Origin of the sequence: Pseudomonas sp. 008 (assembly GCF_016861935.1) — a bacterium.
Lineage (GTDB): Bacteria > Pseudomonadota > Gammaproteobacteria > Pseudomonadales > Pseudomonadaceae > Aquipseudomonas.
Map to the genome: position 1 here is coordinate 28,954 of NZ_BOMA01000018.1, position 24,384 is coordinate 53,337.

Annotated in this window: 24 protein-coding genes and 3 pseudogenes; 16 read left to right on the forward strand and 11 right to left on the reverse strand. The window is 57.9% G+C overall.

Going from position 1 to position 24,384, the window contains the following annotated elements:
• Positions 1-100: 100 nt before the first annotated feature.
• Entirely contained in the window at positions 101-325 is a 225-nt protein-coding gene (locus JUI81_RS28350) for a hypothetical protein (RefSeq protein ID WP_032831163.1), read from the reverse strand.
• A 2-nt stretch (positions 326-327) separates the two neighbouring features.
• On the opposite strand from JUI81_RS28350, the gene JUI81_RS28355 reads away from it, so the two are divergent.
• The gene (locus JUI81_RS28355; RefSeq protein WP_204125478.1) at positions 328-1,227 is read left to right on the forward strand and encodes a DMT family transporter; all 900 of its coding nucleotides are present in this window, start codon (positions 328-330) and stop codon (positions 1,225-1,227) included.
• A gap of 259 nt (positions 1,228-1,486) precedes the next feature.
• Here JUI81_RS28355 and JUI81_RS28360 read toward each other — a convergent pair whose 3' ends face one another.
• The 5 genes from JUI81_RS28360 to JUI81_RS28380 form a co-directional block, all read right to left on the reverse strand.
• Positions 1,487-3,097 (reverse strand): gamma-glutamyltransferase family protein, encoded by a 1,611-nt coding sequence (locus JUI81_RS28360; protein WP_204125479.1) that lies wholly within the window; start codon positions 3,095-3,097, stop codon positions 1,487-1,489.
• A gap of 81 nt (positions 3,098-3,178) precedes the next feature.
• Positions 3,179-3,958: an amino acid ABC transporter ATP-binding protein gene (locus JUI81_RS28365; RefSeq protein ID WP_204125480.1), complete on the reverse strand. Its 780-nt coding sequence runs from the start codon at positions 3,956-3,958 to the stop codon at positions 3,179-3,181.
• A gap of 2 nt (positions 3,959-3,960) precedes the next feature.
• A complete protein-coding gene (locus JUI81_RS28370) occupies positions 3,961-4,734 on the reverse strand; it encodes an amino acid ABC transporter permease (protein ID WP_007941905.1) in 774 nt (257 codons plus the stop codon).
• Between the two features lie 12 nt (positions 4,735-4,746).
• Positions 4,747-5,553, reverse strand: a complete 807-nt coding sequence (locus JUI81_RS28375) for an ABC transporter substrate-binding protein (RefSeq protein ID WP_019578434.1) — start codon at positions 5,551-5,553, stop codon at positions 4,747-4,749.
• A gap of 72 nt (positions 5,554-5,625) precedes the next feature.
• Positions 5,626-6,294 (reverse strand): GntR family transcriptional regulator, encoded by a 669-nt coding sequence (locus JUI81_RS28380; RefSeq protein ID WP_019578433.1) that lies wholly within the window; start codon positions 6,292-6,294, stop codon positions 5,626-5,628.
• Between the two features lie 574 nt (positions 6,295-6,868).
• Between JUI81_RS28380 and JUI81_RS28385 the strand changes: the two genes are divergently transcribed.
• The 4 genes and pseudogenes from JUI81_RS28385 to JUI81_RS28400 all read left to right on the forward strand — a co-directional run.
• Positions 6,869-7,582, forward strand: coding sequence for a class I SAM-dependent methyltransferase (locus JUI81_RS28385; protein WP_028940983.1), 714 nt, complete (start codon positions 6,869-6,871; stop codon positions 7,580-7,582).
• A gap of 125 nt (positions 7,583-7,707) precedes the next feature.
• Positions 7,708-8,037, forward strand: coding sequence for a DHCW motif cupin fold protein (locus JUI81_RS28390; protein WP_026331589.1), 330 nt, complete (start codon positions 7,708-7,710; stop codon positions 8,035-8,037).
• 133 nt (positions 8,038-8,170) lie between these two features.
• Positions 8,171-8,971 carry a GNAT family N-acetyltransferase gene (locus JUI81_RS28395; protein ID WP_019578430.1) on the forward strand — a complete coding sequence of 267 codons (801 nt, stop codon included), beginning with the start codon at positions 8,171-8,173 and terminating at the stop codon, positions 8,969-8,971.
• A gap of 531 nt (positions 8,972-9,502) precedes the next feature.
• Positions 9,503-9,841: pseudogene (locus tag JUI81_RS28400) on the forward strand (hypothetical protein); the annotation flags it as partial.
• A gap of 33 nt (positions 9,842-9,874) precedes the next feature.
• On the opposite strand, the gene JUI81_RS28405 reads toward JUI81_RS28400, so the two are convergent.
• The gene (locus tag JUI81_RS28405; RefSeq protein ID WP_019582756.1) at positions 9,875-11,374 is read right to left on the reverse strand and encodes a PLP-dependent aminotransferase family protein; all 1,500 of its coding nucleotides are present in this window, start codon (positions 11,372-11,374) and stop codon (positions 9,875-9,877) included.
• A 222-nt stretch (positions 11,375-11,596) separates the two neighbouring features.
• Between JUI81_RS28405 and JUI81_RS28410 the strand changes: the two genes are divergently transcribed.
• The 4 genes and pseudogenes from JUI81_RS28410 to JUI81_RS28420 all read left to right on the forward strand — a co-directional run bounded on the left by JUI81_RS28410 (position 11,597) and on the right by JUI81_RS28420 (position 14,114).
• Positions 11,597-12,844 (forward strand): benzoate/H(+) symporter BenE family transporter, encoded by a 1,248-nt coding sequence (locus JUI81_RS28410; protein WP_204125481.1) that lies wholly within the window; start codon positions 11,597-11,599, stop codon positions 12,842-12,844.
• 91 nt (positions 12,845-12,935) lie between these two features.
• Positions 12,936-13,040: pseudogene (locus JUI81_RS31920) on the forward strand (AraC family transcriptional regulator); the annotation flags it as partial.
• 100 nt (positions 13,041-13,140) lie between these two features.
• Positions 13,141-13,284 carry a hypothetical protein gene (locus tag JUI81_RS28415; RefSeq protein WP_019582758.1) on the forward strand — a complete coding sequence of 48 codons (144 nt, stop codon included), beginning with the start codon at positions 13,141-13,143 and terminating at the stop codon, positions 13,282-13,284.
• 2 nt (positions 13,285-13,286) lie between these two features.
• Positions 13,287-14,114, forward strand: coding sequence for a formyl transferase (locus JUI81_RS28420; RefSeq protein ID WP_204125482.1), 828 nt, complete (start codon positions 13,287-13,289; stop codon positions 14,112-14,114).
• Positions 14,115-14,252: 138 nt separating this feature from the next.
• On the opposite strand, the gene JUI81_RS28425 is transcribed toward JUI81_RS28420, so the two are convergent.
• Positions 14,253-15,353 (reverse strand): GlxA family transcriptional regulator, encoded by a 1,101-nt coding sequence (locus JUI81_RS28425; protein WP_026331971.1) that lies wholly within the window; start codon positions 15,351-15,353, stop codon positions 14,253-14,255.
• Positions 15,354-15,452: 99 nt separating this feature from the next.
• On the opposite strand from JUI81_RS28425, the gene JUI81_RS28430 reads away from it, so the two are divergent.
• From JUI81_RS28430 to JUI81_RS28455, 6 genes and pseudogenes are all read left to right on the forward strand, one after another.
• Entirely contained in the window at positions 15,453-16,325 is an 873-nt protein-coding gene (locus tag JUI81_RS28430) for an ABC transporter substrate-binding protein (RefSeq protein WP_019582762.1), read from the forward strand.
• 77 nt (positions 16,326-16,402) lie between these two features.
• Positions 16,403-17,191, forward strand: coding sequence for an amino acid ABC transporter ATP-binding protein (locus JUI81_RS28435; protein WP_019582763.1), 789 nt, complete (start codon positions 16,403-16,405; stop codon positions 17,189-17,191).
• Positions 17,191-17,847 carry an amino acid ABC transporter permease gene (locus JUI81_RS28440; RefSeq protein ID WP_019582764.1) on the forward strand — a complete coding sequence of 219 codons (657 nt, stop codon included), beginning with the start codon at positions 17,191-17,193 and terminating at the stop codon, positions 17,845-17,847. Before JUI81_RS28435 ends, JUI81_RS28440 begins: the two co-directional genes overlap by 1 nt.
• Positions 17,844-18,527 (forward strand): amino acid ABC transporter permease, encoded by a 684-nt coding sequence (locus JUI81_RS28445; protein WP_204125483.1) that lies wholly within the window; start codon positions 17,844-17,846, stop codon positions 18,525-18,527. Before JUI81_RS28440 ends, JUI81_RS28445 begins: the two co-directional genes overlap by 4 nt.
• Before the next feature lie 4 nt (positions 18,528-18,531).
• Positions 18,532-19,959 (forward strand): amidase, encoded by a 1,428-nt coding sequence (locus JUI81_RS28450; RefSeq protein WP_204125484.1) that lies wholly within the window; start codon positions 18,532-18,534, stop codon positions 19,957-19,959.
• Between the two features lie 89 nt (positions 19,960-20,048).
• A pseudogene (locus tag JUI81_RS28455) lies at positions 20,049-20,453 on the forward strand (alanine racemase C-terminal domain-containing protein); the annotation flags it as partial.
• A gap of 220 nt (positions 20,454-20,673) precedes the next feature.
• On the opposite strand, the gene JUI81_RS28460 reads toward JUI81_RS28455, so the two are convergent.
• The 3 genes from JUI81_RS28460 to JUI81_RS28470 are packed head-to-tail and all read right to left on the reverse strand — an operon-like array spanning position 20,674 to position 23,225.
• Positions 20,674-21,576, reverse strand: a complete 903-nt coding sequence (locus tag JUI81_RS28460; RefSeq protein ID WP_019582768.1) for a transporter substrate-binding domain-containing protein — start codon at positions 21,574-21,576, stop codon at positions 20,674-20,676.
• 29 nt (positions 21,577-21,605) lie between these two features.
• Positions 21,606-21,956, reverse strand: a complete 351-nt coding sequence (locus JUI81_RS28465) for a RidA family protein (RefSeq protein ID WP_019582769.1) — start codon at positions 21,954-21,956, stop codon at positions 21,606-21,608.
• A gap of 27 nt (positions 21,957-21,983) precedes the next feature.
• On the reverse strand, positions 21,984-23,225 hold the full coding sequence (locus JUI81_RS28470; RefSeq protein WP_019582770.1) for a D-amino acid dehydrogenase: 1,242 nt from the start codon (positions 23,223-23,225) through the stop codon (positions 21,984-21,986).
• Between the two features lie 107 nt (positions 23,226-23,332).
• On the opposite strand from JUI81_RS28470, the gene JUI81_RS28475 reads away from it, so the two are divergent.
• A complete protein-coding gene (locus JUI81_RS28475) occupies positions 23,333-24,238 on the forward strand; it encodes a LysR family transcriptional regulator (RefSeq protein WP_019582771.1) in 906 nt (301 codons plus the stop codon).
• Positions 24,239-24,384: the final 146 nt, after the last annotated feature.

Sequence of the window (24,384 nt, forward strand, 5' to 3'; positions counted from 1 at the left end):
CGAGTCCAGGCGGCTGCTTGTGCTGGGCGATTAATTCACCCGATTGGTGGGAAAGGCGCATTATCCCTGCTCCGGAATCTGCCCGGAAGGAGTAAGTGGCTTAACGCTGTTGCCGTATCTGACTACCTTCAAGGCCTTGACTTGATTTATCGAACTCGCCGAGCATATTCCGATGATTGCCAAGGCCAGAGTCGTTTTTCTCGCCACCCGCAATCACCTCAACCATCCGCTTCAGCACTCCTTCACGGCGATGCATGGGAGTAAACGTCCCATCGATGTGGGGCGGCATTCTATCGAACGACAAATCAGCGACAGGGATCGTCATCAATGCAATCGACTTTCAGCAAAGGCATCATATTTGCCCTCTCCGCCGCGGCACTGAACGCAACGATCGGTGTACTCAGCAAAGTACTCATGAGTAATGGCTTCACCGCCAGCAGTGTCGCTGTCATCAAGACCGTACTGGGTTGCATGCTTCTCTCGATCTTACTGCTTTTCCTCAAGCGCCCGGCGTCGACGACCAAATGGACTCAGGCGGCTATCTGCGCATTCCTTGGCATCTTTGTGCTGTTCCACTTCGAAACGTCCGCCTATCGACATTACGCTGCAGCAGGTGTGGTGGTTGTGCTGATGGCCAGTGCCTCAATTTCCTCGATCATTCTCGGGCGAATTTTTCTCAAGGATGCCATCACCGCGAACGCTACCGTGGGCGCCGCACTGGCTATCGCTGGGATCGCGGTGATCTTCGGCGCCGACCTGCAGCAGGGTTTTACCTTACAAGGTGCTGCGCTAGCCTCCATGGCCGGCTGCGGCTATGGGGCCTTTTCGGTTGCCATGAAGCGGATGGGTGTGTCGGGGGGGCTGCACTTCACGCGGCAATTGTTGTTCTTTGGCAGCCTGTACCTGCTGATGCCGGCAGCGGCCGATGGTTTCGCGATCGGCGAGCTGTCGCCGCTGGCGATCGTCGCACTGCTGGCGCTGGCCGCGCTGCCGACAATCCTGGGCTTCTTCTGCACCACCAAGGCCATCGAATATCTCAAGCCATCCCAAGTGCAGGCGCTGGAGCTGACCGAGCCGTTGTTCGCCGCGCTGCTGGCGTTTGTGGTGCTCAATGAAGTACCGCGCGAAAGCCTGTACGCAGGGGCAGTACTGATCATCGTCGGCCTGTGTTTTTCCAATGAGCTGATCCGCTTAGGCAGCAAAGCATCCGTCCCTTCGACCGAGTGAGCTACTTTCGGATCCTGATTGCTTTAGCAATCAGTGGTTTTGAAGTGTTTTCAGGGCTTTGTCGTTTCTGGGGATGCGAGCGAGCAGCCCCTCTAAGCCCCAGCAATCTCCACTGAACCTACCGCGCCCCAACCACGTCCAGTCGAACAAAGCCGGACCACACGCGAGGCCACGCTGTGCATCAGTTCCGCGCACGGATGCACAGCGTATTTTTCACGCAGAAGAGACCGAGTCGTCTTCGTTTGTTTTCAGCTACCCGTTACCACACAGCAATATGGGAATCGGCCCGCGGCTCGGTGCCGCCGCACAACACACCGGTGTCCGGGTCGCGGATGATGATCTGCCCTCGGCCATAGTTGATCAGGTCGCAATCGACCTGAACCTTATGTCCGCGCCGGGCCAGCGAAGCGGCCAAGTCCCTCGACGCCCCCTGCTCGATGCCGACTTTCATGCCTCCCAGCCATTGCCATCGCGGTGCGTCCAGCGCCGCTTGGGGATTGAGACCAAAATCCACCAGGTTCATGACCATCTGCACATGGCCTTGGGGCTGCATGTAGCCTCCCATGACGCCGAACGGTCCCACCGGCGCGTCACCTTTACTGATGAAACCAGGAATGATGGTGTGGAAGGTCTTTTTGCCCGGTGCCAGGCAGTTGACGTGGTCAGGGTCGAGACTGAATTCCTGCCCACGGTTCTGCAAGGCGATGCCGCTGTCTGGCAGCACCACGCCGGAACCGAAGCCGTGGTAGTTACTCTGGATGAAGGACACCATATTGCCCTGCGCATCTGCCGTGGCCAGGTACACCGTACCGCTGGCGTGAGGATCGCCGGGATCAGGTTGCTGAGCCTGATCAACGATCTGTTCACGGCGTTGGCTGCTATAGGTGTCGCTGAGAAGATCAGCCACCGCCACACGCATGTGCAGCGGATCGGTGATGTAATGCAGGCCATCGCTGTAGGCCAGCTTCATGGCTTCCAATTGACGATGCCAGGTCTGCTGGCTGTCTCGGTGATCGAAGTCGAACCCCTGAAGGATTTTCAGGGTCATCAGGGCCACCAATCCTTGCCCGCTTGGAGGGATTTCCCACACATCGTAGCCGCGGTAATTGATGCTGATCGGGTCCACCCATTGGGCGCGATAGTCCTGCAGGTCGCGGGCTCGCAGGTAGCCGCCGGTGGCGCGGGAATGGGCATCCAGCCGCTGAGCCAGAGCGCCGCGATAGAGGCTTTCGCAAGCGCTGTCCGCCAGTTCTTCCAGCGTTCGGGCTTGCGCCGGGTTGCGGAATAATTCACCGGCCTTTGGCGCACGGCCATCAATCAGGAACGTGTCGAACCAGGCGTCGAGCACCGGGTCTCGATGGGGGCTGAATTCATCCAGAGCAGTCTGCCATTGTCGGGCGACCACCGGCGACACTGGGAAGCCCTCCCGGGCCAAACTGATCGCGGGCTGCAGCAACTCGGCAAAGGGCAGCTTGCCGAACCGTCTGGACAACTCCGCCCAGGCCGAAGGACAACCGGGCACCGTGACCGGCGTCCAGCCATAAAGCGGCATCTGCTCGTGACCACACGCCTTGACTGCATCGATCGTCAGTGCCGCCGGCGCTTGGCCGTTGCCGTTCAGCCCGTGCAATTGGCCTTTGCTCCAGACCAGAGCAAAGGCGTCGCCGCCCAAGCCGCAGCCGGTGGGTTCAACCACAGTTAGCGCCGCCGCTGTAGCGATCGCGGCATCAATGGCATTGCCGCCGTTGCGCATGATTTCGATGCCGGCCTCGGCGGCCAGTGGCTGTGAAGCCGCGACCATGCCACGGCGGGCAAACACACTCTGACGTTGCGACGGATAGGGATATTCGTGGGCAGAAAATTTCAACATGGCAAAAGCTCTTCCAAACAAAGATTCATTGGCCGCAGGTATCCGGTTCCATTGCCGGGTAAAAAACCCTGACTGAGAAGGTCACAGCACGCGGCTGAGAAAGGCCCGAGTTCGCGGGTGTGTCGGTCGACTGAAGATCTGTTCCGGCGGCCCCTGCTCAATCAATTCGCCCTGATCGAGGACCACCACGCGATCAGCGACTTCTCGGGCAAAACCCATTTCATGGGTGACCACTACCATGGTCATGCCGTCATCGGCCAACTGCTTCATCACCTGCAGGACCTCGCCGACGGTTTCCGGATCCAGGGCACTGGTAGGCTCGTCGAACAGCATGGCTTGAGGTTTCATCGCCAGCGCCCGGGCGATTGCCACGCGCTGCTGCTGTCCACCGGACAACATCGATGGGTAATGCATGGCCTTGTCCGCCAGGCCGACCCGGGCGAGCAAGGCCCAGGCCTGTTCCAACGCTTCGGCGCGTGGCACACCGAGCACCTGGATCGGTGCCTCAATGATGTTTTCCAGCGCGGTCATGTGGGGGAACAGATTGAAACGTTGAAAGACCATGCCGATGTCCCGACGCTGGCGAGCGATATTGCGCTCGGAGTCGCGCACCAGGCTGCCGTCGGCGCGCTCGCGGTAGCCCATGGAGCGGCCGTTGACGCGTATGCGCCCTCCTTGAATGTCTTCCAGCAGATTGATGCAGCGAATGAAGGTGGTCTTGCCTGAACCCGATGCACCGATCAACACCACCACTTCACCGCGCCGTACCTGCAAGGAGATTCCCTTGAGAATCTCCAGGTTGCCGAAGGACTTATGAATGTCCAGGGCTTCGATAATCAGTTCTTCACTTTTGTGCGCCATGCTTAACGCCCCCTCAGCAATTTGAGCGTGCCGCGGCCAAACATGCGACTGCCGGCCGCTGGCGGTGCGGGTCGATCGGACTGTCCGAAACGCGCTTCCAGCCAACGCTGGAAGAAGCCCCAGAGGGTGGTCAGCAGCAGGAAATAAATCGCCACCACCAGGTACAGTTCAAATACCCGGAATGTCGCCGACGTGACCATTTGCGTACTCAGCAGCAACTCCTGCACGCCAATCACACTGACCAGCGTCGTATTCTTGAGCATCACGTTGAATTCATTGCCCAACGGAGGAACGATGACCCGGAACGCCTGAGGCAAAACGATACGCCGCATCAGTTTGGCGAAGGTCATGCCCAGCGAACGCCCAGCCTCATACTGCCCCTTGTCGACGGCACCGATCCCGGCACGAATGATCTCGGCCATGTAGGCACCTTCGTTCAGGCCCAGGGCGATGATCGCTGCCTGAATATTGCCCGGCACCACCAAACCAAACAGTTCCACGTCCTCGAAACGGAATATGCCGCCGGCCGCCAATGCGGTATAGAGAAAAACGATTTGCACCAACAGCGGAGTGCCGCGCATCAGCCACACATAGAACCGTACCGGCAGGTTGAGCAACGGGTTGCGCGACAGACGCATCAGCGCCGCTGCCAGCCCAAGCACGCAGCCCAACGCCATTGCCAGCACACTGATCAGGCAGGTCAACCAGAGCCCAGTGAGGTACACCCCGCTGGGCTGCAAAAGGTATTGCCAGAACACATCCCAATTGAAATTCATCGAGCGCTCGCCTCAGTCGAGTGTGTCGCTGGAAACATGCCATTTGCTCAACAACTGCACATAACTGCCGTCACTGCGCATGTCACTGATGATCTGCTGTACTGCGGTGGTGAGCTGGGAATCATCCTTGCGGGTCCCTAAACCCGTAAGAATCCGGCTGAAGGCTGGCACCCCTTCCTCGAATAAATCGGGCGCCATTGCGGCGTAGTAACCTGCTGTTTCTACGGTGGTGCCGTACGCGTCCACCTGACTGATACGCAGCGCCTGGAAGGCATCAGTGTCAGTGTTGTAAACCACCAGTTTCATCGGTGTCTTGCCGGCCTTGGTGAGCTTTTCATTCTCGGCGTCCAACAAGGTTTTGATCGTGGAGCCATTGAGCACTGCCACTTTGTGCCCAGACAGTCCATCCAGGGTTTTGATGCCCTTGGGATTGCCTTTGGGAACGACCACTGACTGGCTGGAATACATGTAGTTGACGATGTCGATCACCTCCCGGCGTTCGGGCTTGTCGAACAGCTGATCAACGATCATGTCGCACTGCTGGGCGAGCAATGCCGGCAGCAACCCGGAGAATGGAATGACCCGCCATTGCACCGGTTTGTCTCCCAGCCGTTTGGCGATTTCCAGCCCCAGATCGACAGTCAGGCCCCTGGGTTTTTGCGCCTCATCGAAAGACACCAAGGGTGGCGAGTCCATGCCCGAGCAATACGTGAGTTTTTCGGCCTTTTGCAGTCGTTCCGGCACTTGGGGCGTGGCGAACGCCCACTGTGCGCAGAGTCCCAGGGATACAGCAGCAAGCAACACACGGCGTTTATGCATGACCAGACACTCCAGTTGTTTAGTAACGGGGCAGTACTCAAAGTCAACACACGGTCGGGCTCGAGCCCGATTCTATTTTTCCGATTGCAGGAACTGAATCAGCGCCGGCACTGTGCCTTCGATGTGCTGACGCACCACCGACTCGGCCTGGTCGGCATCGCCTGAGCGAATGGCATCAAGGATCACCGCGTGTTCCTGGCGGGCACTCAAGGGCTTTTCACCGTGTTGCAGCCACAGGCGCATGGGCGCTTCGATCAGCGAGTACAGGGCCGAGATTTGCTTCATCAAACGCGGACGGCCGCTGAGACTGCACAGGTATTCATGGAAAGCCCGATGACGGCTGACCCACTCCGCGCTTTCGTCGCGGTAGTCATCCATCTCGTCCAGCATGCGTTCCAGAGTCGCCAGCTGACGCTCACCGATCTTGGCCACGGCGACGCGGATGGCCAGGCCTTCGAGGGCACTGCGCATCTCGAAGACTTCGTGCAGTTCGTCGATGTTCAGGCCGCTGACTATCGCCCCGCGGTTAGGCCGCAAGGTCACCAGGCCTTGGGCATCGAGGCGTCGGAAGGCTTCGCGCACCGGCATGCGGCTCATGCCGATCTCAGTGGCGATGTCCTCGGCTATCAACCGGTCGCCTTTGCGGTAACGGCCGCCACAGATCGCTTCCAGCAGAAAGTTGTAAGCCTCCTCCTCGGCGGTCAGGGGCTGACGTTCAACGTAAGCGGGAGCGAATTGCATAAAGTCACCTTTTGCAGTTTTGTATCCAATTATCCATAGATTCAAAACAGCAGAAACCGTGCCAGGCTGCGTAGCACTGCTTCAAGCTCTTAATTGGAAAGGAGTTTCAACTCAAGAAGCGCTGATCTTCAGATCAGCGTGGTACTCACCGTGTGCTACGAAATGGCCCAGTGCGCCCTAAATGGGTGAGAAATGGTATCCAGGTAACAAATCATTTCGCCGAATGCCCTCCGAAGTCTTTCGTTCCGTCACTTCAAGCGAATCCGCTTTTTTCAGCTCGGACACGCAAAGTGCAGCTCACGGCTCGGTGCATGGGAGAAATCGTCCTGGCTCAGGCTGGTGCAGGCGATCGGTTCTCAATCGGGGATTTGCAACGGATTTGACCAGCACGTTTCGTGGACATGACCGGCAGAGAACGACCCAAAGTTGACTGTCGACAAGAGGCTGAATCAGCTCAAGCAAACAGCAACTTTTTGAGCCATGCATTCCTTTCAGGAATGCGCCACATAAAATTAATGAATTTTTATTATTGCTGTGTCTGGCGTAGCTTGATTTCAGGACATGGAGAACCGCCTTGAAATCATCCCCTCTAAACTCAGAAAAATTTGATACCTCACGAGCCAATGAGTACGGACGACAGAGCCGTATTGCGCTAGCAGGATATGACGCCTGCCAAGACTTGGCTGCGTGCATGCTGGCGGCAAGCCTGGGCACTACAAGTTCGGCAAAAATACTTGTAGTTGGCGCTGGCGGTACGGCGCAGGAAATTGTTGCTATGGCCAAGCTTGAGCCGGGTTGGCGCTTCACCGCCGTTGATCCGTCCGAGCCGATGTTGGAGGCTGCAAAGCAGCAATTAGAGGCAAACAACTTGCTTGAAAGAACGGCCATGCATCTTGGGTATGTTGAAGACCTGGCAGCAGACTTATCATACGACGCAGCGACCTTGATCGGAGTACTCCATCATCTCGATGGAGATGAAACCAAGCGACAAATTTTACGATCCATTCGGGCTCATCTAAAACCGGGTGCGCCGCTGATTGTCGCGGGGAATCAATACGCTTATGCCAGCCAGCCGCTACTGCTTGCGGCTTGGGGGCAGCGGTGGCGGCAGCATGGAGCCAGCCCGGATGAAGTGAAGGTCAAGCTTGGGAAAATCCTTCAAGGCGCTGATCCTCCACATTCCGAGGCGGCGGTTCAAAAACTCTTGCATGACGCCGGATTTGGAGACGCTACCCGTTTCTTCAGCAGCCTTTTCTGGGGGGCGTGGTTGACGTGCAAAGTGGTCTGAACATGGCCTCTGGCTTCCACGCTTGAGCGGGCGCCTGTATCTCATAAATGCGGGGCATCTGTGTCTATCGAAAAGATCACTGGATGGGTACGGTCCACAGATACCCTTTCATTGATGAGGCAACCATGTACCTAACCGTTGTTCCCTTTAGTACTACCGATTGGTCGACTGTCGAACCTCTGGAGTATGTTGGACAAACGGGTACCGCCTATTGGCGAACCTGCCAGTTTGGTTCGACGCGTGTGCGGATGGTTGAATACAGTCCTGGCTATCTGGCCGATCACTGGTGCTGGAGAGGTCATATCCTGTTGTGCCTGGAAGGCGAGTTGCACACGGAGTTGGAGGATGGTCGTCAGTTCACACTCACCGCGGGGATGAGCTATCAGGTGGGCAGCAACGCTGAGGGGCATCGATCTTCCAGCACGACGGGTGCCAAGTTGTTCATAGTGGATTAACGCTGGAATTCACTGCTATCCACAACCCTAAGCAGACAGTGAAGCAGAGCCAGCTACTGGTACGTACTTGAACGCAAACGTATTGTTCGATGCGCTTTACCTTCCTTGGAAATCTTCAAAAAGGACGACGTACATGGATGTTGAACTGGCTCATAAGATTGAGGCCGCAGAAAGCGAGTATTTACGTTCGCGTGTTGAGAGCTTGGCAGGGGTAAGTGGAAATCCTTATGGCGCACGTGTTTTTTACAACGGAGACTATCCGTGTTTTCAAGTGAACGCATCGCCTAGCCCAATGTTCAATCGCATCTACGGTGACATTGCCCGTGGTCCCCAAGCAGTGTTGAAATTGCTCAAAGATTCAGCGGAGCATTCGACCGTAATCCCTCTTATCGGAAAACCTTCAGCGTTGGAGCAATACGCTTTTGTGGGCGACGCACGGCTTGAGCGCTTGAGGGGGTGGACTCACTGGCAATTCGCTTGTGCCATCGAAAAGGTGGATTTGAGTCGCCACTCATTCGAAATTGAAGAAGTCACGTCAAAGACTCTTGCTCTATTCGCAGATGTGCACGCGGGTGGTTTTCATACCAAACCAGAGCACCGACTGTTGAATCAAGCTTCCTTCGCAGGGCAGACGTCAAACGGGCGTCTGAAAATCTACGTCCTGAACGCTGATGGGAAAGTAGTGGCAGGGGCTTCGATGTACTTGGCCAGCAATGGCATTGCCTACCTTGGAACGGCTGCAACCCGAAAGGATGCCCGGGGCTATGGCTACCATGGAGCATTGATATCTCACCGAATAGAGCAAGCAAAGAAGCATGGCTGCCACTTGGTCGCCGCGACCGCGCTGGCCAGCTCCCAAAGTTGCCGAAATCTGCAACGTGCCGGGTTAACGGCATCCCATGCCCAAGCACTATACCGCCTGGTAGATAACTGAGATAAACGGCTGAATATGACCGTCCTCTTCTGGCCCAGAGTGTGTAAAAACTCCAAAGCCAGCTCGGATGATTAAAAATCGCGTTCCATGTGAAATTCAGATCTGTCGATCTAGCCACAGGTTTTCAGAGTTGACGTAGGAGTACGCACTTCCATTTTTTTGGCGGTGTTTTCAAACCGCCTGGACCCAAAGCGGTCGGTCACGAATGCAGCAACGACTGCCTCGGCAAAACGCGCATTGCTGCGTCTGTCCGGCGTCAGTAGGATTCGGTCATCGCTGACATAAATGGATGTGTATATGGAAAGCATGCCAAGACTGGAAATTGAGCGCGTTGCGTATCAAGAGTTTTTAACTCTTTGGGAACGCGGAACATTCGATAATCAGCGCTTAGGCCAAGCGTTCTATAACCATTTTCGGCTCAGCCTTGGGTCAATAGTCGCCTCTCATAAGAGACTGCATTGACTCAGTGTGTGTAAACGCTTTTGCGAACCCTTGTTATGATTTCTGAGGATTTCATCGCAGGGATCGCCCATGAAGCGCTTTATCCAAGGTGAACATCGAGGCCAAGGCACCTTACTTCCCGAGAGTCACTACGACTACGTCAGCGATACCAATCCGGTGCGCGTAGTCGACGTCTTTGTCGACGAACTCGATCTGGTCAGCCGTTACCTGGCGGTACTCGATGCTGCCGATCGGCAAGAACCCACAGCTACCGAGCCCAGCACCGTGCGGTTGGAAGAGAAAATCGCCAAGCTCAAAACTCAAATGAAGGAGCTTCAAGCGATTGAAATCTAACTCAACGAATCGCTGGATAAACAGGTCTCACTGACCCTTCCCGATGCCCGCTCCATGATGACGCGTGGCACGGGAAACCGTCATGAATGGACTCACAATGCCGTTGCCCTATTTGATTTTCAGCGCATTGGTCAGACGCACCATAGCCGCTTCGATTTCATAAGCGGTCAAGGACGAATAGCCCAACAGCCACCCTTGTTTCTTCTCATCGCCGGCGTACAACCGGCTGAGGCCGGGCAGTCGCACGCCCGCGCTGGCAGCTTGGTGGATGGTCTTTTCCTCCGACCAGCCATCGGCCAGTAAACAGGGAATCTGCAGCCCTCCTTGGGGGCGTAATGCTGTGGCAATGCCGTCCAGGTGCTTGCCGATTGCATCGAGCATAACTGCACGGCGTCCGGCGTAGAGTTTGCGCATAGCCCGGACGTGGGAGTTGTAGTGGCCGTCTTCCATGAAGCGCGCCAGGGTCAATTGAAGGATCTGTGGCGTGTGGCCGTCCATGATGCTGCGCGCGTAGGTGAAAGCTTTGACCAGCTCGAAAGGCAGCACCATGTAGCCCATCCGCAACCCCGGATAGAGCGTCTTGCTGAAGGTACCGAGGTAGATCGTGCGCTGGTATTTGTCCAGGCCCTGCACGCACGCGGTCGGCAGCCCGTCGTAGTGGAACTCGCTATCGTAGTCGTCCTCGATAATCCACTTACCACACTCGGCCGCCCAACGGATTAGCTCAAGTCGACGCTCCAGCGGTAAGGTCGCCCCGGTGGGGTATTGATGAGAAGGCGTGACATAGACGCAATTGGCGCCGCTGCGGTCTGCCTGCAGCAGGTCCGTGCGTATGCCCTGTGCATCGACGTCAATGGGCACGACCTTGGTCTCGGCCGTTTCAAAGGCTTTCCTGGCACCGAAGTAGCCTGGGTTTTCCAGCAGGATCGGTTTGCCGGCGTCCACTAGCATCTGGGCACACAGGAACAGAGCTTGGCGAGTACTGCTCAGCACCAGGATCTGGTCGGGGGAGCACTTGGCACCGCGCTCAAGGTTCAAGTAGGTGGCGATGGCCTTGCGCAGCGGCTCAGCGCCTTGCGGGTTGCCATGCAGCAGGACATTGCCCCGGTAGTCCTTCATGACCTGACGTTGCAAGCGTTCCCAGACATCGGTGGGGAAGGTGCGGGTTTCCGGCAGACCAGTGGCAAACGCCTTGATCACCTGTTGATCGGTAACCCCACCACTGTCGAAAATCATCCGCCCACGCTGGCTCAAGCCAGGTTCTGGCGCCACCTCGCTGCGTTGGGTGTCTTTCGCTTTAATGCGCCGGCGCGCGGCTCCGAGCAATTCGGTGCCAACCGCATCGGATACATAGCTGCCAGAGCCCTCGCGCCGCACGATGAAACCATCACGGTGCAATTGCACATAGGCATTCTCGACCGTGTCGCGGGCAACGCCGAGCGTCTTGGCCAGAACCCTGGTCGCCGGTAGCTTCAGGCCAGAGTCAAGAACACCATCGAGGATCAAGGCACGCAGGGCGCGCTGAATCCGCTGGTGCAGATCCAACAGCTGAAACTCGGCATCGTTGAGTCGCATCTTCAGCGTTTCGAGTTCGAAGGCTTTCGCCATGTGGTCTGCCTAAGACTAACAAATTGGTCTACAAAGGCAGGCCAGTCTATCCGTAGACTTTGTTCATCGCTACTGCCTCTGTGCTCGGCGATCTATCGCCTGGGGGACAACTTTGAACGCCGCCGCGCAAAAAGTGCAGGGGCTAAACAGACCATTGCCGCCCTATAAATCACTTTCCAGTCGAGGCCAAGCACCTCGCTTTGCAAGGAGCAAAATAAAGCCATGTCTTCTTCAGCATCCAAGCCACCTATTCGCCTCATCGATCTCATCCATCCGATTGTCGCCGGTCTGATCTCGGTCATCGTCAACTATGGCGGCACCTTCATTCTGGTCTTCCAGGCCGCCAAGGTAGCCGGACTGAGCCCAGAGTTGACGGCTTCGTGTGTGTGGTCCGTGTCGATTGGCGTGGGCGTTACCGGGCTGTTCCTCAGTTGGGTTTCCCGTGAGCCGATCATCACCGCCTGGTCGACACCCGCAGCGGCATTCCTGGTCGTCGCCCTAGCCACCACGCCCTATGCTGAGGCGGTGGGCGCTTACATGCTCTCGGCTGCGGCCTTCGTGCTGCTGGGCCTGTCCGGTTACTTCGAAAAAGTCATCCGACTGATCCCGCCGGGTGTGGCCGCAGGGCTACTGGCCGGTATCCTGCTGCAGTTCGGTATCGGTGCTTTTGGCGGTATGAGCATTGACCCTATGCTGGTCGGGTTGCTGATTGTCGCCTACCTCGTGCTCAAGCGCTTTACCGCACGCTACGCAGTGGTGGGCATCTTGGCACTGGGGCTGGCCTTCCTGTTGATTCAGGGACGTGTGGATTTGTCGGGGCTGGAACCGCAACTCGCGGCGCCGGTATTCACCCTGCCTGAGTTCTCGCTCAATGCCTTGCTCAGTGTCGCGATGCCGCTGTTTCTGATCACCCTGACCGGTCAGTACATGCCTGGCATGCTGGTGCTGCGCAATGATGGATTCAGCACCAGTGCCAATCCGATCGTGACCATCACCGGGTTGGGTTCCCTGCTCATGGCGCCCTATGGTTCCCACGCATTCAATATCGCGGCGATTACAGCAGCCATCTGCACCGGCAAGGGCGCCCACGAAGAGCCCTCCAAGCGCTGGATCGCCGGCATTGCTGCGGGCGTCTTCTACATCCTCGTCGGGGTCTTCGGCGTGACCCTCGCTGCGGTGTTCATGGCCTTCCCGGCAACCTTCATCACTACTCTGGCCGGGCTCGCCCTGCTGGGCACCATCGGCGCCAGCCTGGCCAGTGCCATGGCCGAAGCCAAATCCCGCGAAGCCTCGCTGATTACCTTCCTGGCAGCCGCCGCCAACATTAACTTGTTCGGGATTGGCGGAGCGTTCTGGGGGCTACTGATTGGTCTGGTCGCGTACGCCGTGCTAAACGGCCGTTTGCCGCGGCGCGAGCGAGTTGTCAATCCCGCTGCCGAGCCCGTTACCCATAAAGGAGCCGCCAACTGATGCAAGCCCGTATTGAAGAGATCGCCGCGGCAGGCCGCTCTGATCCTGCACAAGCGCCATGGCCGCTACCAACCTCGGCTCCGACCAAGATCAACTCGCCAAGGCCCGCGCGCTAATACGCGATTCGACAGCAAGCCTGGCAGAGATCGCCCACACCTGCGGCTTTAGCTCCCAGGCGCATTTGCATTCGTTCTGACCACCGATTGCATCGGATTTCACCAGCACGCTTTGTAACCATGATCGGCAGAGAACGGCCAGGAGCTGCTGGGGGACATAGCAATGACGAAAGAGCAACTATGCTAGGTCTGATGCCGGAATTGATTGAGCAGATCGGGCCTTCCGTCCATACGTCGTGGCAAAACAATGGGAATGGGATCGATCCGCTTGTGTTGAATTGGCCGTTGCTGCATCTCAAGGCAGGTCTGCTGAAGGAGGTCTGAAGTTGCGAATCGCTTTTCTGGTGAACCGGGACGTGGAGAGCAATCTCACTCTCAATTTCCTGTTGCCCGAGATTCACGAGAGCACAGTGGGAATATTCCTCTCGGAGAAAGTGGGATCGGGCAGGAAGGTGCCACGCATGCTCGGACAACTAGCATTGATCGAGCAGGACCTCTTCAATGCCTTGGCCCCTGGGTTAATCGGATCGAGCGACCAGGTCAGTAGCGGGCATCGATTCGGTTTTGCAGAACTGCAGCAACGCTTTGGGGTTCCTGTGCGCGTATTGCCCAGCTTGAGGGATCCTGCGGGCCTGCAAATGCTGCAGGATGCGGGAGCGGATCTGTTCATCTCAATCCGCTTTGGTCAAATCCTGAAGAATGAAGCGTTGGCAATTCCGCCACGCGGCGTCCTCAATCTTCACTCTGGCCTCTTGCCTCAATATCGAGGTGTTCTCGCGACCTTCCGGGCGTTGCTGAACGGGGACCCGGAGATCGGTTGTACTCTCCATTGGATCGACAGTCCCGGCATTGATGTTGGTCGCATCATTGAGACTGCGCGTGTGGCAGTCGAAAAGGAGCGCTCCTTGCTGTGGCACATCCTTTCACTTTATCAACCAGGCGCGCGTCTCATCATGAACGCAATCAGGCGCTTGGAGCGCGATGAGCCCATCACGGGGACGTCTCAAGATCCATCTGCCGGAGCCTACTACTCCTTTCCCGGCGAGGATGACCTGATGCGGTTCACGACACAGGGGTGGCGGCTCTTCGATCGCGAGGACGTTTGGGATCTTTTCGAATCGTACGGATTTCCGTTGCGGATAAGCGCTCCTTGAGAGCTGAACGGCGGCAAGGCCTACTGAGGCCTTGTTGCTGGAGCATTGAAAAGCTCAAAACGACGCCGCAAAAGGTTGGCGTCGCTCAACGTCCGTGTTGGGTCGCTCTCTGCCAGCCATGTCCACGAATCGTGCTGGTCAAATCCGATGCAAATGACTCGCTTTTTGCATCAACTCTTTGCGCAATTTTCCGGGGGACATGCCAAACATGTTCTGAAAATGTCGAATGAAATGGGGCGCATCGGCGAACCCGCATTCGAAAGCGATTTCCCCGATATGTCGATCCGAGCTGATGAGAAGCCATCGGCCAAACCTGAGTCGAACGTGGCGATAGAATTGGGCCGGAGTGTTACTGGTTTCAGCGACAAACAGCCGCTCCAGTTGCCGTTTACTGGTACCGACAAGGTTCGCGATTGTGTCGATATCCAAGGGCTCGGTCATGTGCTTTTCCATCAACATCACGGCTTCGTGCAGGCGCCTGTTCGAAGAGCTGGCGTAGCCAAGTGCCTTGCGCCGGTCGACGAAACTGCCGGAGCTGCGTTTTGCGACCGTCATCTGATGAACCACTTTGCCGGCCCGATCCGGGCCGCAATGCACCCCAATAAGATGGATGGCCAACTCAATCACCGAGATACCGCCTGCGCAGGTGATCCGATCCTTGTCGATGAGGAAGTCACTGTTGCTGACAAAGCGCAATCTGGGGAACAGACGTTTCCAGTCGTCGCAATGGTAGGCATGCACGCAAGCAGTACGTCCCTCCATCAGGCCATGTCGAGCGAGCACGAAGCTGCCCGTGCATAGACCGATCAATGGCACGTCAGCGGCTGCCGCCTGATGCAGAAATGCCGGATAAGTCTTTGGTGCTGCCTCAAGGGAATCAAGCAGTCCACCAATCACCACGATGTAATCAAATTGATGAGGATGGGTGAGTTCACTGTCGATAGGTACATCCAGTCCGCAACTGGAAATGACTCTTTGCCCAGGGGTACCGAGTACTTTCCATTGGCATCGTATCGGGCGGCTCTGATCACCCGTATCGGCAGCATGTCGCAACGCATCGGTCAGCCCTGAGAGTGACAGCAAGGGGAAGCGCGGCCACAACACAATACCAATAGACAACTCGGTGGCGCCGCGTCGGCTTGGCGGATGTCGTGCCTGACCATTATCAAGCCCCTCCACGAGGCTGTCGCTGGAGGCCCTGGGCAGTACATCTCCGAAATGTCGCAAATGTTCAATCATTCATGCAAACCATCCAACAAGTTATACCGCTGATCACCATACGATGAGCTCCTGCCTAACACCATGCTGTTCATAAAAAAAGCAATCGAGGAGCACGTGATGAAGAAGCCCAACGTTCAACGTTTTTCCGGTATCTATGCGGGTCTGCTGGTATCCATGCTGGCCTCGGCACCGGCACTCGCACTGGAAACGGTAGAGCCGGGAAGCCTGACTATCGCGTTCACTGGCGATATGCCGGGGACCGGTTATCAAGACAGCCGGATGGTCGGCTACGACGGTGAAATCCTTCAACAAATATCTGAGAAGCTGGGGTTGAAGGTTAAACCTGCCTTGATGGACTGGGCCGGTACCATCGCCTCAGTACAAGCTAAACGCGTGGATGTGATGGCCGGCACCATGGGCTGGACCGAGCAGCGCGCGAAGATCATGACCGTGAGCGACCCGATTCACTATTTCAAGAACGGGATCACCCAGACCGACAAGACCAACTGGAGCAGCCTCAAAGATTTGCAGGGCAAGAAGGTCGGCACCATCACGGGTTTTTCGTTCATCCCTGAGATGCGCAAGATCGAAGGGCTGCAAGTAGCGTTGTACGACACCTCCGATGCCGCGGTGCGCGATCTCCTCGCCGGGCGCATCGACGCAGTGATTGGCGATCCTCCGGTCATGCAATACGCCATTTTTCGCAACGAGCAGTGGCACCTGCACTTCAACGCTTTCACCGACAACGATCCGAATTTCCCACTGCTGACGGGTCTGGGTCAGGTGGTGTACGGCTTCAATAAAGGGGCCAGCCCACAGTTGGTGGCTGCCGTGAACGAGCAGATCCAGACCCTCTGGAAAAGCTGTGAAATGCGCAAGATCGGTGCCCGCTACGGTCTGACTCAGGATGTCTGGTATGTGCCGGAAGGTAAGGACCTGAGGCTGGGTGTCGACCGCCCGGCGGACTGGAAACTGCCCGGCTGCAAATAAGCGCTTGAGCGGATGAATCGGCCTGATGGCCCGTGCCGATTCATCGCCATGTCTATAACAAAAAGAGGTTAGCCAAGATGTCGACCCCGTCCGAACCTGCATTGCTGCGAGTGCATGACCTACACAAAAGTTATGGTGATCTGGAGGTGCTAAAGGGTATCAACCTGGAGTTGAAAGCCGGTGAAACCCTGTCATTGATCGGCCCCAGCGGGTCGGGAAAGTCCACTTGCCTGCGTTGCATCAATTACCTGGAAAAACCCACTCGAGGCGATATCTGGCTGGGTGACGAGTTGATCGGGCAGATCAAGGACGGTAAACGCATACGTCTGATGAGTGATCGGGAAATGGCTCCGCAGCGACGCGAGATCGCGATGGTGTTCCAGCTCTTCTACCTCTGGCCACATTTGAGCGTACGCGACAACGTCGCACTGGGGCCGATCAAGGCACAGGGTATGCCGCGCGAGCAGGCCTATGAGCTGGCTGATGCCATGTTGGAAAAAGTCCATCTGCGGCACAAGGCCGAGGTCTATCCCGAGCAGTTGTCCGGCGGACAGCAACAGCGGGTCGCTATCGCCCGCGCGTTGGCCCAACAACCTAAAGTCATCCTGTTCGACGAGCCGACCTCGGCGCTGGACCCCGAACTGGTGGGTGAAGTACTGGCCGTGATTCGTGAGCTGGCGCAAGAGGGCCGCACCATGATCATGGTGACCCATGAAGTGCGCTTCGCTCGGGATGTGGCGGATCGGGTGATCTTCATGGACGGCGGACACATTGTCGAGCAAGGGCCTTCGGCGCAGGTAATCGACAACCCAAGCCATGAGCGCACCCGCAGTTTTCTTGGGCGCATGGCCATGGAGGGCGCTTGATGGCGAACTTCGAGGTCTTTCTCGGGCTACTGCCTCTGTTGTTGAAAGGCGCGCTCACCGCCCTGGAAATCGCGCTGTGTACCTTGCTGCTGGCGAGTGCCGGAGGGGTAGTACTGGCGGTGTTGCTGACGTTCAGTCGGTCACGGGTGTTGCATGGGGTGATCGGCTGTTTCATTGAGTGGATGCGCAATGTTCCCGCGCTGGCGCATCTGTTCCTGATCTATTTCGGTCTCTCCTACCTTGGCATCAACTTGCCCGCGTGGCTGGCCGCCATCGTTGGCTTGAGTCTGGTGGGCAGCGCGGTGTTGGCCGATATTTTCCGTAGCGGCTTGCAGTCGCTGCATGTCGGTCAGCATGAAGCCGGGTTGGCTGTCGGTCTGAGCCGGATGCAGATTTTGCACTGCATTCTCTTGCCCCAGGCCCTGCGCGTGACGTTGCCTGCGTTCGCCAACTACGTCACGCAATTGGTCAAGGACACGTCCATCGCCTCGGCCATCGCTGTGCCGGAAATAATGTTCCTGGCGCGCAATCTGGTGACCTCTACCTTCCAGACTTCACTGATCTATTTGGCTGTGATGTGCATCTACGCTGCGATGATTTTACCGATCGGTGTGGGATTCATTCGGCTCGAACGTCATTTTGGGAGCGCGCGATGATCAGTTTTTTTCAGCAATACCCGGTGTACTGGAGCGACTGGATCACTCGCCTATTGCTCGGTGCACGGATCACTGCCGAATTGTCCCTGATGGGGTTCGCTCTGGCGGTCGTGCTGGGGGCGTTATTGGTCTGCGCGATGAGAAGTCCAAGTGTCATCCTAAAACGGTTGGCAACGTTCTTTATTCAGAGCATGCGCGCTGTACCTCTTCTGGCGTTGCTGCTGGCTCTGTATTTCGCGTTGCCCAGCCTGGGGTTGACGTTGTCCGGCTATTGGGCCGGGGCCATCGGTCTGGGTTTGCAGGGTGCCGCTTACGTTGCGGAAATCCTCCGTGGCGGCCTGGATTCGCTGCATCGCGGCCAGCGCGAAGCCGCCATCGCCATCGGACTGACGCCACTGAAAGCGTTTACCACCGTCATCCTGCCGCAAGCGATTCGTGGCATGTTGCCGCCACTGCTTAACGCCTACGTGTCGATCCTCAAGGACAGCTCGTTGTGCGCTCTGATCGCCACCGATGAGTTGATGCTGGCGGCGCGAGCCATCGCTTCGGAAACCTTCCTGCCAATGCATGTCTTCCTGCTGGTAGGGCTGTTCTATTTTGTTATCGCTTTCCCTCTTTCAATGCTGTCGCGTGTGCTTGAAAAGCACTTTTCACGCGGGCGCAAAACCGTGCGAGGTTGAACATATGAGCACCATAGATCAAGTTACTTCCCACAGCATTGCCCAGTTGCAGCAGGCGCTGCAGGCTGGATCGCTGACTAGCGAAGCGTTGGTTCGTGCGCAACTGGCGCGCATCGAGCGCTTTGACGAGCAGCTCAATGCCTATGTCGAGGCCTATCCCTCGCGTGCTTTGAACGCGGCCATCGCCGCTGATCGCCAGCGTGCGTCCGGTATACACCTGGGACCGCTGCATGGCATTCCTTTGGCGATCAAGGACTTGTTCGAGATCGATGGCCAGGCCATCACGGGTGGATCATTGGCACAGGCACCGCGTGTTTCGAGGTTGACCGCTACTGCAGTGCAACGCCTGGAGCGTGCCGGTGCAATCATTCTTGGCAAGACCCACACCGTCGAATTCGCTTTCGGTGGCTGGGGCACTAACGCGGTGATGGGCACGCCGTGGAACCCGTGGGACCGTAACGTGCATCACGCTCCGGGTGGCTCAAGCAGCGGCTCGGCAGTGGCCGTGGCCAGCGGGTTGGCGAGCGCTGCGTTGGGCACCGATACCGGCGGCTCGGTGCGGATTCCGGCGGGCATGTGCGGCTTGGTCGGGCTGAAAACCACGCGTGGGCTTATCAGTCGCCATGGCTTGATCGAACTGTGTCCTTCGCTGGATTCGGTAGGGCCTATCACCCACACCGTTGAAGATGCGGCGTGGATGTTGGATGCACTGCTGGGCCCGGACCCGCTGGATCCGGTTTCGGCCCAGGCACCTGTATTCAGCGCCGCTGCCGGTCTCAATCAGCCGGTAGCCGGTTTGCGCATCTGGGTGTTGCCACAGGCCGAACGAGCGCATGTCGCTCCCGGGGTGCTGAAGGCTTACGATTTGGGGCTCAAGCAGTTGGCCGCATTGGGCATGCAACTGATCGAACAACCGCTACCCACGTCGTTGGAGCAGTGCATGCGCATCGCTGGTGGGCTGATGAGCGCAGAAGGTTATGCCAGCCTGGGTAGCTTGTTCGAGCGCGACGATCTGCGTTTCGACCCCCATGTTCAACGTCGCGTACTCAGTGGTCGCGACATCGACGCAGCGTCGTATATCCAGTTGCACAATCAGCGCCGCGCCGCTCGGCACGCCATGCAGGAGGCCATGACCAACATAGACGCATGCGCTTTCCCGACCAACGCTATTGGTAGTGTGCCGTTGGATGAGGTCGATGAATATGGCACGCCACTGGCCTTGTTGGGGCGGTTCGCCAACTTGCTGAACCTATGTTCGGTGGCGCTGCCCATCGGGCTCGATGAAAAGTGCATGCCGGTCTCGATGCAGATTGTGGGTCGGGCATTCGACGAACCGCTGATTCTGCGCATCGGCCATGCCTATCAACAGGTCAGCGATTGGCACACGCTACGGCCTGAGGGCTGGGAGCTGGCGGACAACGCGGTTGCATGATGGATACAACTGCTTGATATGTCCTTGGGTATCACCCTGCCAACGCTCCAAGTTAAAGTAGGATTAGAAAGTGTCAGCTATAAATCTTCATGCAGGTCAAGTCATATGTGGCGTCTGTTAATCAATACCCTAAAGGCAATACAGTGGGGTATGACCGAACAGTGACACTGAGTCGTGATTCAAAGCTTGCGAATATTCCAGTGGGCTACTCTGATGGCGATCGTCGAGCGTTTACCAATAAAGGCGTTGTCCTTATAGATGGGCAGCGTGCTCCAGTGGTAGGAAAGGTCTCCATGAATACACTCATGGTGGACGTGACAGATATCCCTGCTGCGCGCGCTGGCGATCAAGTGGTGCTCTTCGGTAAACAAGGCGACAGTGAGATTACCCAGAGTGAACTTGAAGAACTCTGTGGAACATTGCTGGTGGACCTTGCTACCGTTTGGGGGAGTAGCAATCCCAAAGCCCTGGTGGCGGATAAAGCCTGCGACTAACCAGTGAGGGTGCTAGTCGCTACTGCGGTGGTAACGCTCACACAGTAACGACTTTTGGCAGTGACGCTCGCTGGTCACTGCCGACCCGTGACGACTAAAACGGTGCTGACGTTCAAGGCTGTTTTATTCTCCAGAGCCTTGAAGCAGCCAAGGCGACCAAACAGGTCAATTTGATAGGGCTGCTCAACCCGACTTTACGGGGATGGACGCTCAGCTGAAGCTACTGCACCGGATCACTCACCGGCTTGGCAATAATGGCCTTGAGTTCGCTGGTCATCGGGAACTCCAGGTTCAAGCCTTTAGGCGGAATCGGCTGTTCGAACCAGCGCTGGTAGATCCCGTTGATTTCCCCGGAGCTGTACAGCTCGCCCAGCGACGAGTTCACCAGCGCGAGGAACTGCGGATCATCTTTGCGTACCATGCAGCTGTAGATTTCCCGCGACTGCTCTTCCCCGACCACCACCCACTTGTGCGGATCGCGGGCCTTGGCGCGTTCGCCGTAGAGCAGCGCATCGTCCATGTAGAACGCCACCGCCCGACCGGACTGCAACATCTGGAAGGCTTCACCGTGGTCCTTGGCGCTGATCACGAACATGTCGATCTTGTGATCGACGTTGTAGCTTTTCAGATAGCGTTCGTTGGTGGTGCCGGCGGTGGTTACCACATTCTTGCCGCGCAGATCGGCGAAACTCTTGATCCCGCTGTCATTGGCCGTCAGCAATTGACCTTTGACATAGATAAACCCATAGGAAAACGCCACCTGCTTTTGTCGCTCTGCGGTAACGCCGGTCGAGCCGCACTCCAGGTCAACGGTACCGTTCTGCACCAGCGGAATGCGGGTTTGCGATGTCACCAGGTTGTACTTCACCTTGAGGTTTGGCAACGCCAGCTTCTGCTGCACCCGCTCGACGATCTTGCTCGCCAGGTCTACCGAGTAGCCCATGGGTTGTCCCGAGTGATCGCCCACGTAGGAGAACGGCACTGAAGCATCGCGATAGCCCAGGGTGATGCTATTGGCGCTGGCAATCTTGCTCAAGGTAGGACCCAGCGATGCTTCGTCAGCATGAGCCTGAGTACCTAGCAACAGGCCCAAGGTGCAGCCGATCAACGTGATTTTTTGCATTGTTATTCTCCGTTGTGGTGAGGGTTGGTTTAGCGGCGTGCCGCGATAACGGTTATTTCCACCCGCACCTGCGGACGCGCCAGTTCGGCCTGCAAGGTGGTGCGACTTGGTGCCTGGCCGGGCGACAACCAGGCAGACCAGACGTCATTCATCGCTGCGAAATCTTCGCCGATGTCCTTCAGGTAAATGGTCGCGCTGAGCAGATGATTCTTGTCGCTGCCCGCCTCGGCCAACAATGCGTCGATTTTTTCCAGTACTTGGCTAGTTTGGCCGCCGGCATCGGTGGCGTCGCCCGGCACTTGGCCGGAGAGAAACACCAGGTCGCCAAAGGTCACGGCACCGGACAAGCGTGGATTGGGCTGGATACGGTTAATGGTCATCGGGTGGTCCTTCTAAGGAGTAAGCGTTCAAGCCGCACGGGGCGTAAAACCCTGCAGGTCGATGGAGGGGCGGCGCTGGCCGATCAGTTCACTGAGCAATCGAGCACTGGCGCAGGCCAGGGTGAAGCCCAGCGCGCCATGGCCGAGGTTCAGCCACAGGTTGCGATACGCCGTTGCGCCCAGCAGCGGCACGCCGCTGGGGGTCGCCGGACGCATGCCGGCCCATTCAATGGCCTGGTCGTAGTCGCCGGCATTGGCGAAAGTATCGCGCGCCTGGCGTTTGATCAGGGCCAGGCGCTTGGGGTCCAGCGACGGATCGAAACCGACAATGTCGACCATCGCCGCCACCCGCAACTGCTCACCGATCCGGGCGTAGACGATCTTGCGGTCGTAGTCAGTGATGCTCAGGTCCGGCGCCCGGTGCTGAGCGCCGATCGGTACCGTCAGGCTATAACCCTTGAGGGGATACAGCGGCAGGTTGACTCCGGGCAGTGCCAACAACGGACTGCGATGGCCGGCCGCAATGACCAACTGCTCCACCGGCAGCACTTCGTCGCCCAGTTCAATCGCACTCACCGCGCCATGGGCATGGCGAATTCCGGTTACGGCCTGGCCCAGACGGAACTCGCAACGTCCCGACGCCTGCAAGCGCGCCGCCAGTTGCTGGCAAAAGCCGTGGCAATCACCGACTTCTTCATCCGGGGTATAAATGGCGCCGACAAAGGGCGCCTCCGCCAGCGCCGGGTCCAGACGGGCGCAGTCGGCGTGCGACAGCACCTGTTGCTGCCGGGGGGCGGCAAGGCTGTTGCGGGCATGTTCGAAGCTGCTGGCCTGGCGAAAGGTCACCAGCTTGCCGTTGCGCCGCCAGTGGAATCCGCCCAAGGCATCCTCTTCACGCCAGGTTTGCAAAGTGGACTGGCTCAACAGCGCGAGGCGCAATAGATGGGCCGCGTTGGCGCGGTTGACCGAGGAGCGGCAAGCACCAAGGAAAGATGCCATCCACCGCCACTGTGCAGGATCGAAGCGCGGGCGCAGTTTCAGCGGGGAGTCACCGCGCAGCATCCAGCCAATGGCCTGCAATGGCACACCGGCGTCGGCCAGGGGCGCTACGTAGCGATAGGACAACTGGCCGCCGTTGGCGAAGCTGGTTTCACTGCCCAGCGACTCGCGAGCCTCGACCAGCGTCACGTCAACGCCATCGCGCACCAGTGCGTAAGCCGTTGCCAGGCCAATGACGCCACCGCCGATGATGCATACATGCTGAGCCATGTCAGTCCTTAATCGTTGTTGAGACGAACCCGAGGTTAGAGCCAGGTGACAGGCGTCGAACAATGAATAAAGATGGCTAACCCATAAACAAAGGTTATGGACTTGCCATGCGCCTTCGCCATATCGAGATTTTCCAGGCCATCCGCCAGACCGGCTCGGTCAGCGGTGCCGCGCAGCTGCTGCACGTTTCCCAGCCTGCCGTGACCAAGGTGCTGCAACACGCCGAGCAGCAATTGGGCTTCCCGTTGTTTCTGCGGGTGCGCGGTAAACTGCAGGCCACGCCCGAAGCGCTGGAGCTGGAGCGCGAGGTCGACAAGGTCACGGAGAGCCTGCAAGGGGTGCGACGCCTGGCGCAAAGCCTGCGCCGTGAGCCGGGCCATAGCCTGCGGATCGGTGCGACCCCGGCACTGGCCCTGTCGCTGCTGCCGCCGACCATTCATGAGTGGACCCAGCGTTATCCGGACATCGCTTGCGAGCTGTCCAGCGCCCACAGTCGCGAACTGGTGCAGAACCTGCTGATGCGTGAAATTGATGTCGCCCTGACTCTGCAACAGCCTGATCACCCCGCGCTCAAGGCCCAGGCGCTGGCCAGCGGGGTGTTGGTGGCGTTGGCACCGGCAGGTTATTGGCCGCAGGAAGATGAAGGCAAGCCGCTGCCGTTGATGGCCCTGGCCGATGCGCCCTTGATCGGGCTGTCCAGCACCGACCCGCTTTCGGCCCGCCTCGACAGCTACCTCAAGGCGGTAGAGCCGCCGCCACGGGTGAGCATCGCGGTGCAAACCTATTCACTGGCCAGGGCGATGGTCGAATCCGGTGCAGGGCTGGCGGTGATCGACCCCTTCACCGCCCTTGGCGCGTCGCCTGGGGCTACCGCCATTCGTCCCCTGGCCCCAGCGCTGCCGATCACCCTGTACGCAGTGACCCGCACTGCCGAACCGCCGCCGCATACACTGAGCGAGCTGCTGATGATCTTCAGCAGTCGTGCGCAAGGACAATTGGATTGTTGGCGCTGATTGAGAACTGCCCCAGAAACGGGTGAATCAAGCCTTCAGTGACGCTCCGTATCGCAGGGTGGACGACGCTGCGACCGAGAGCTCGGCAGAGTGGCGGGCGAAGCCCCGGGAAGTCAGCGGAGGGTTCGGGGCAGGAGCGGGTGAGC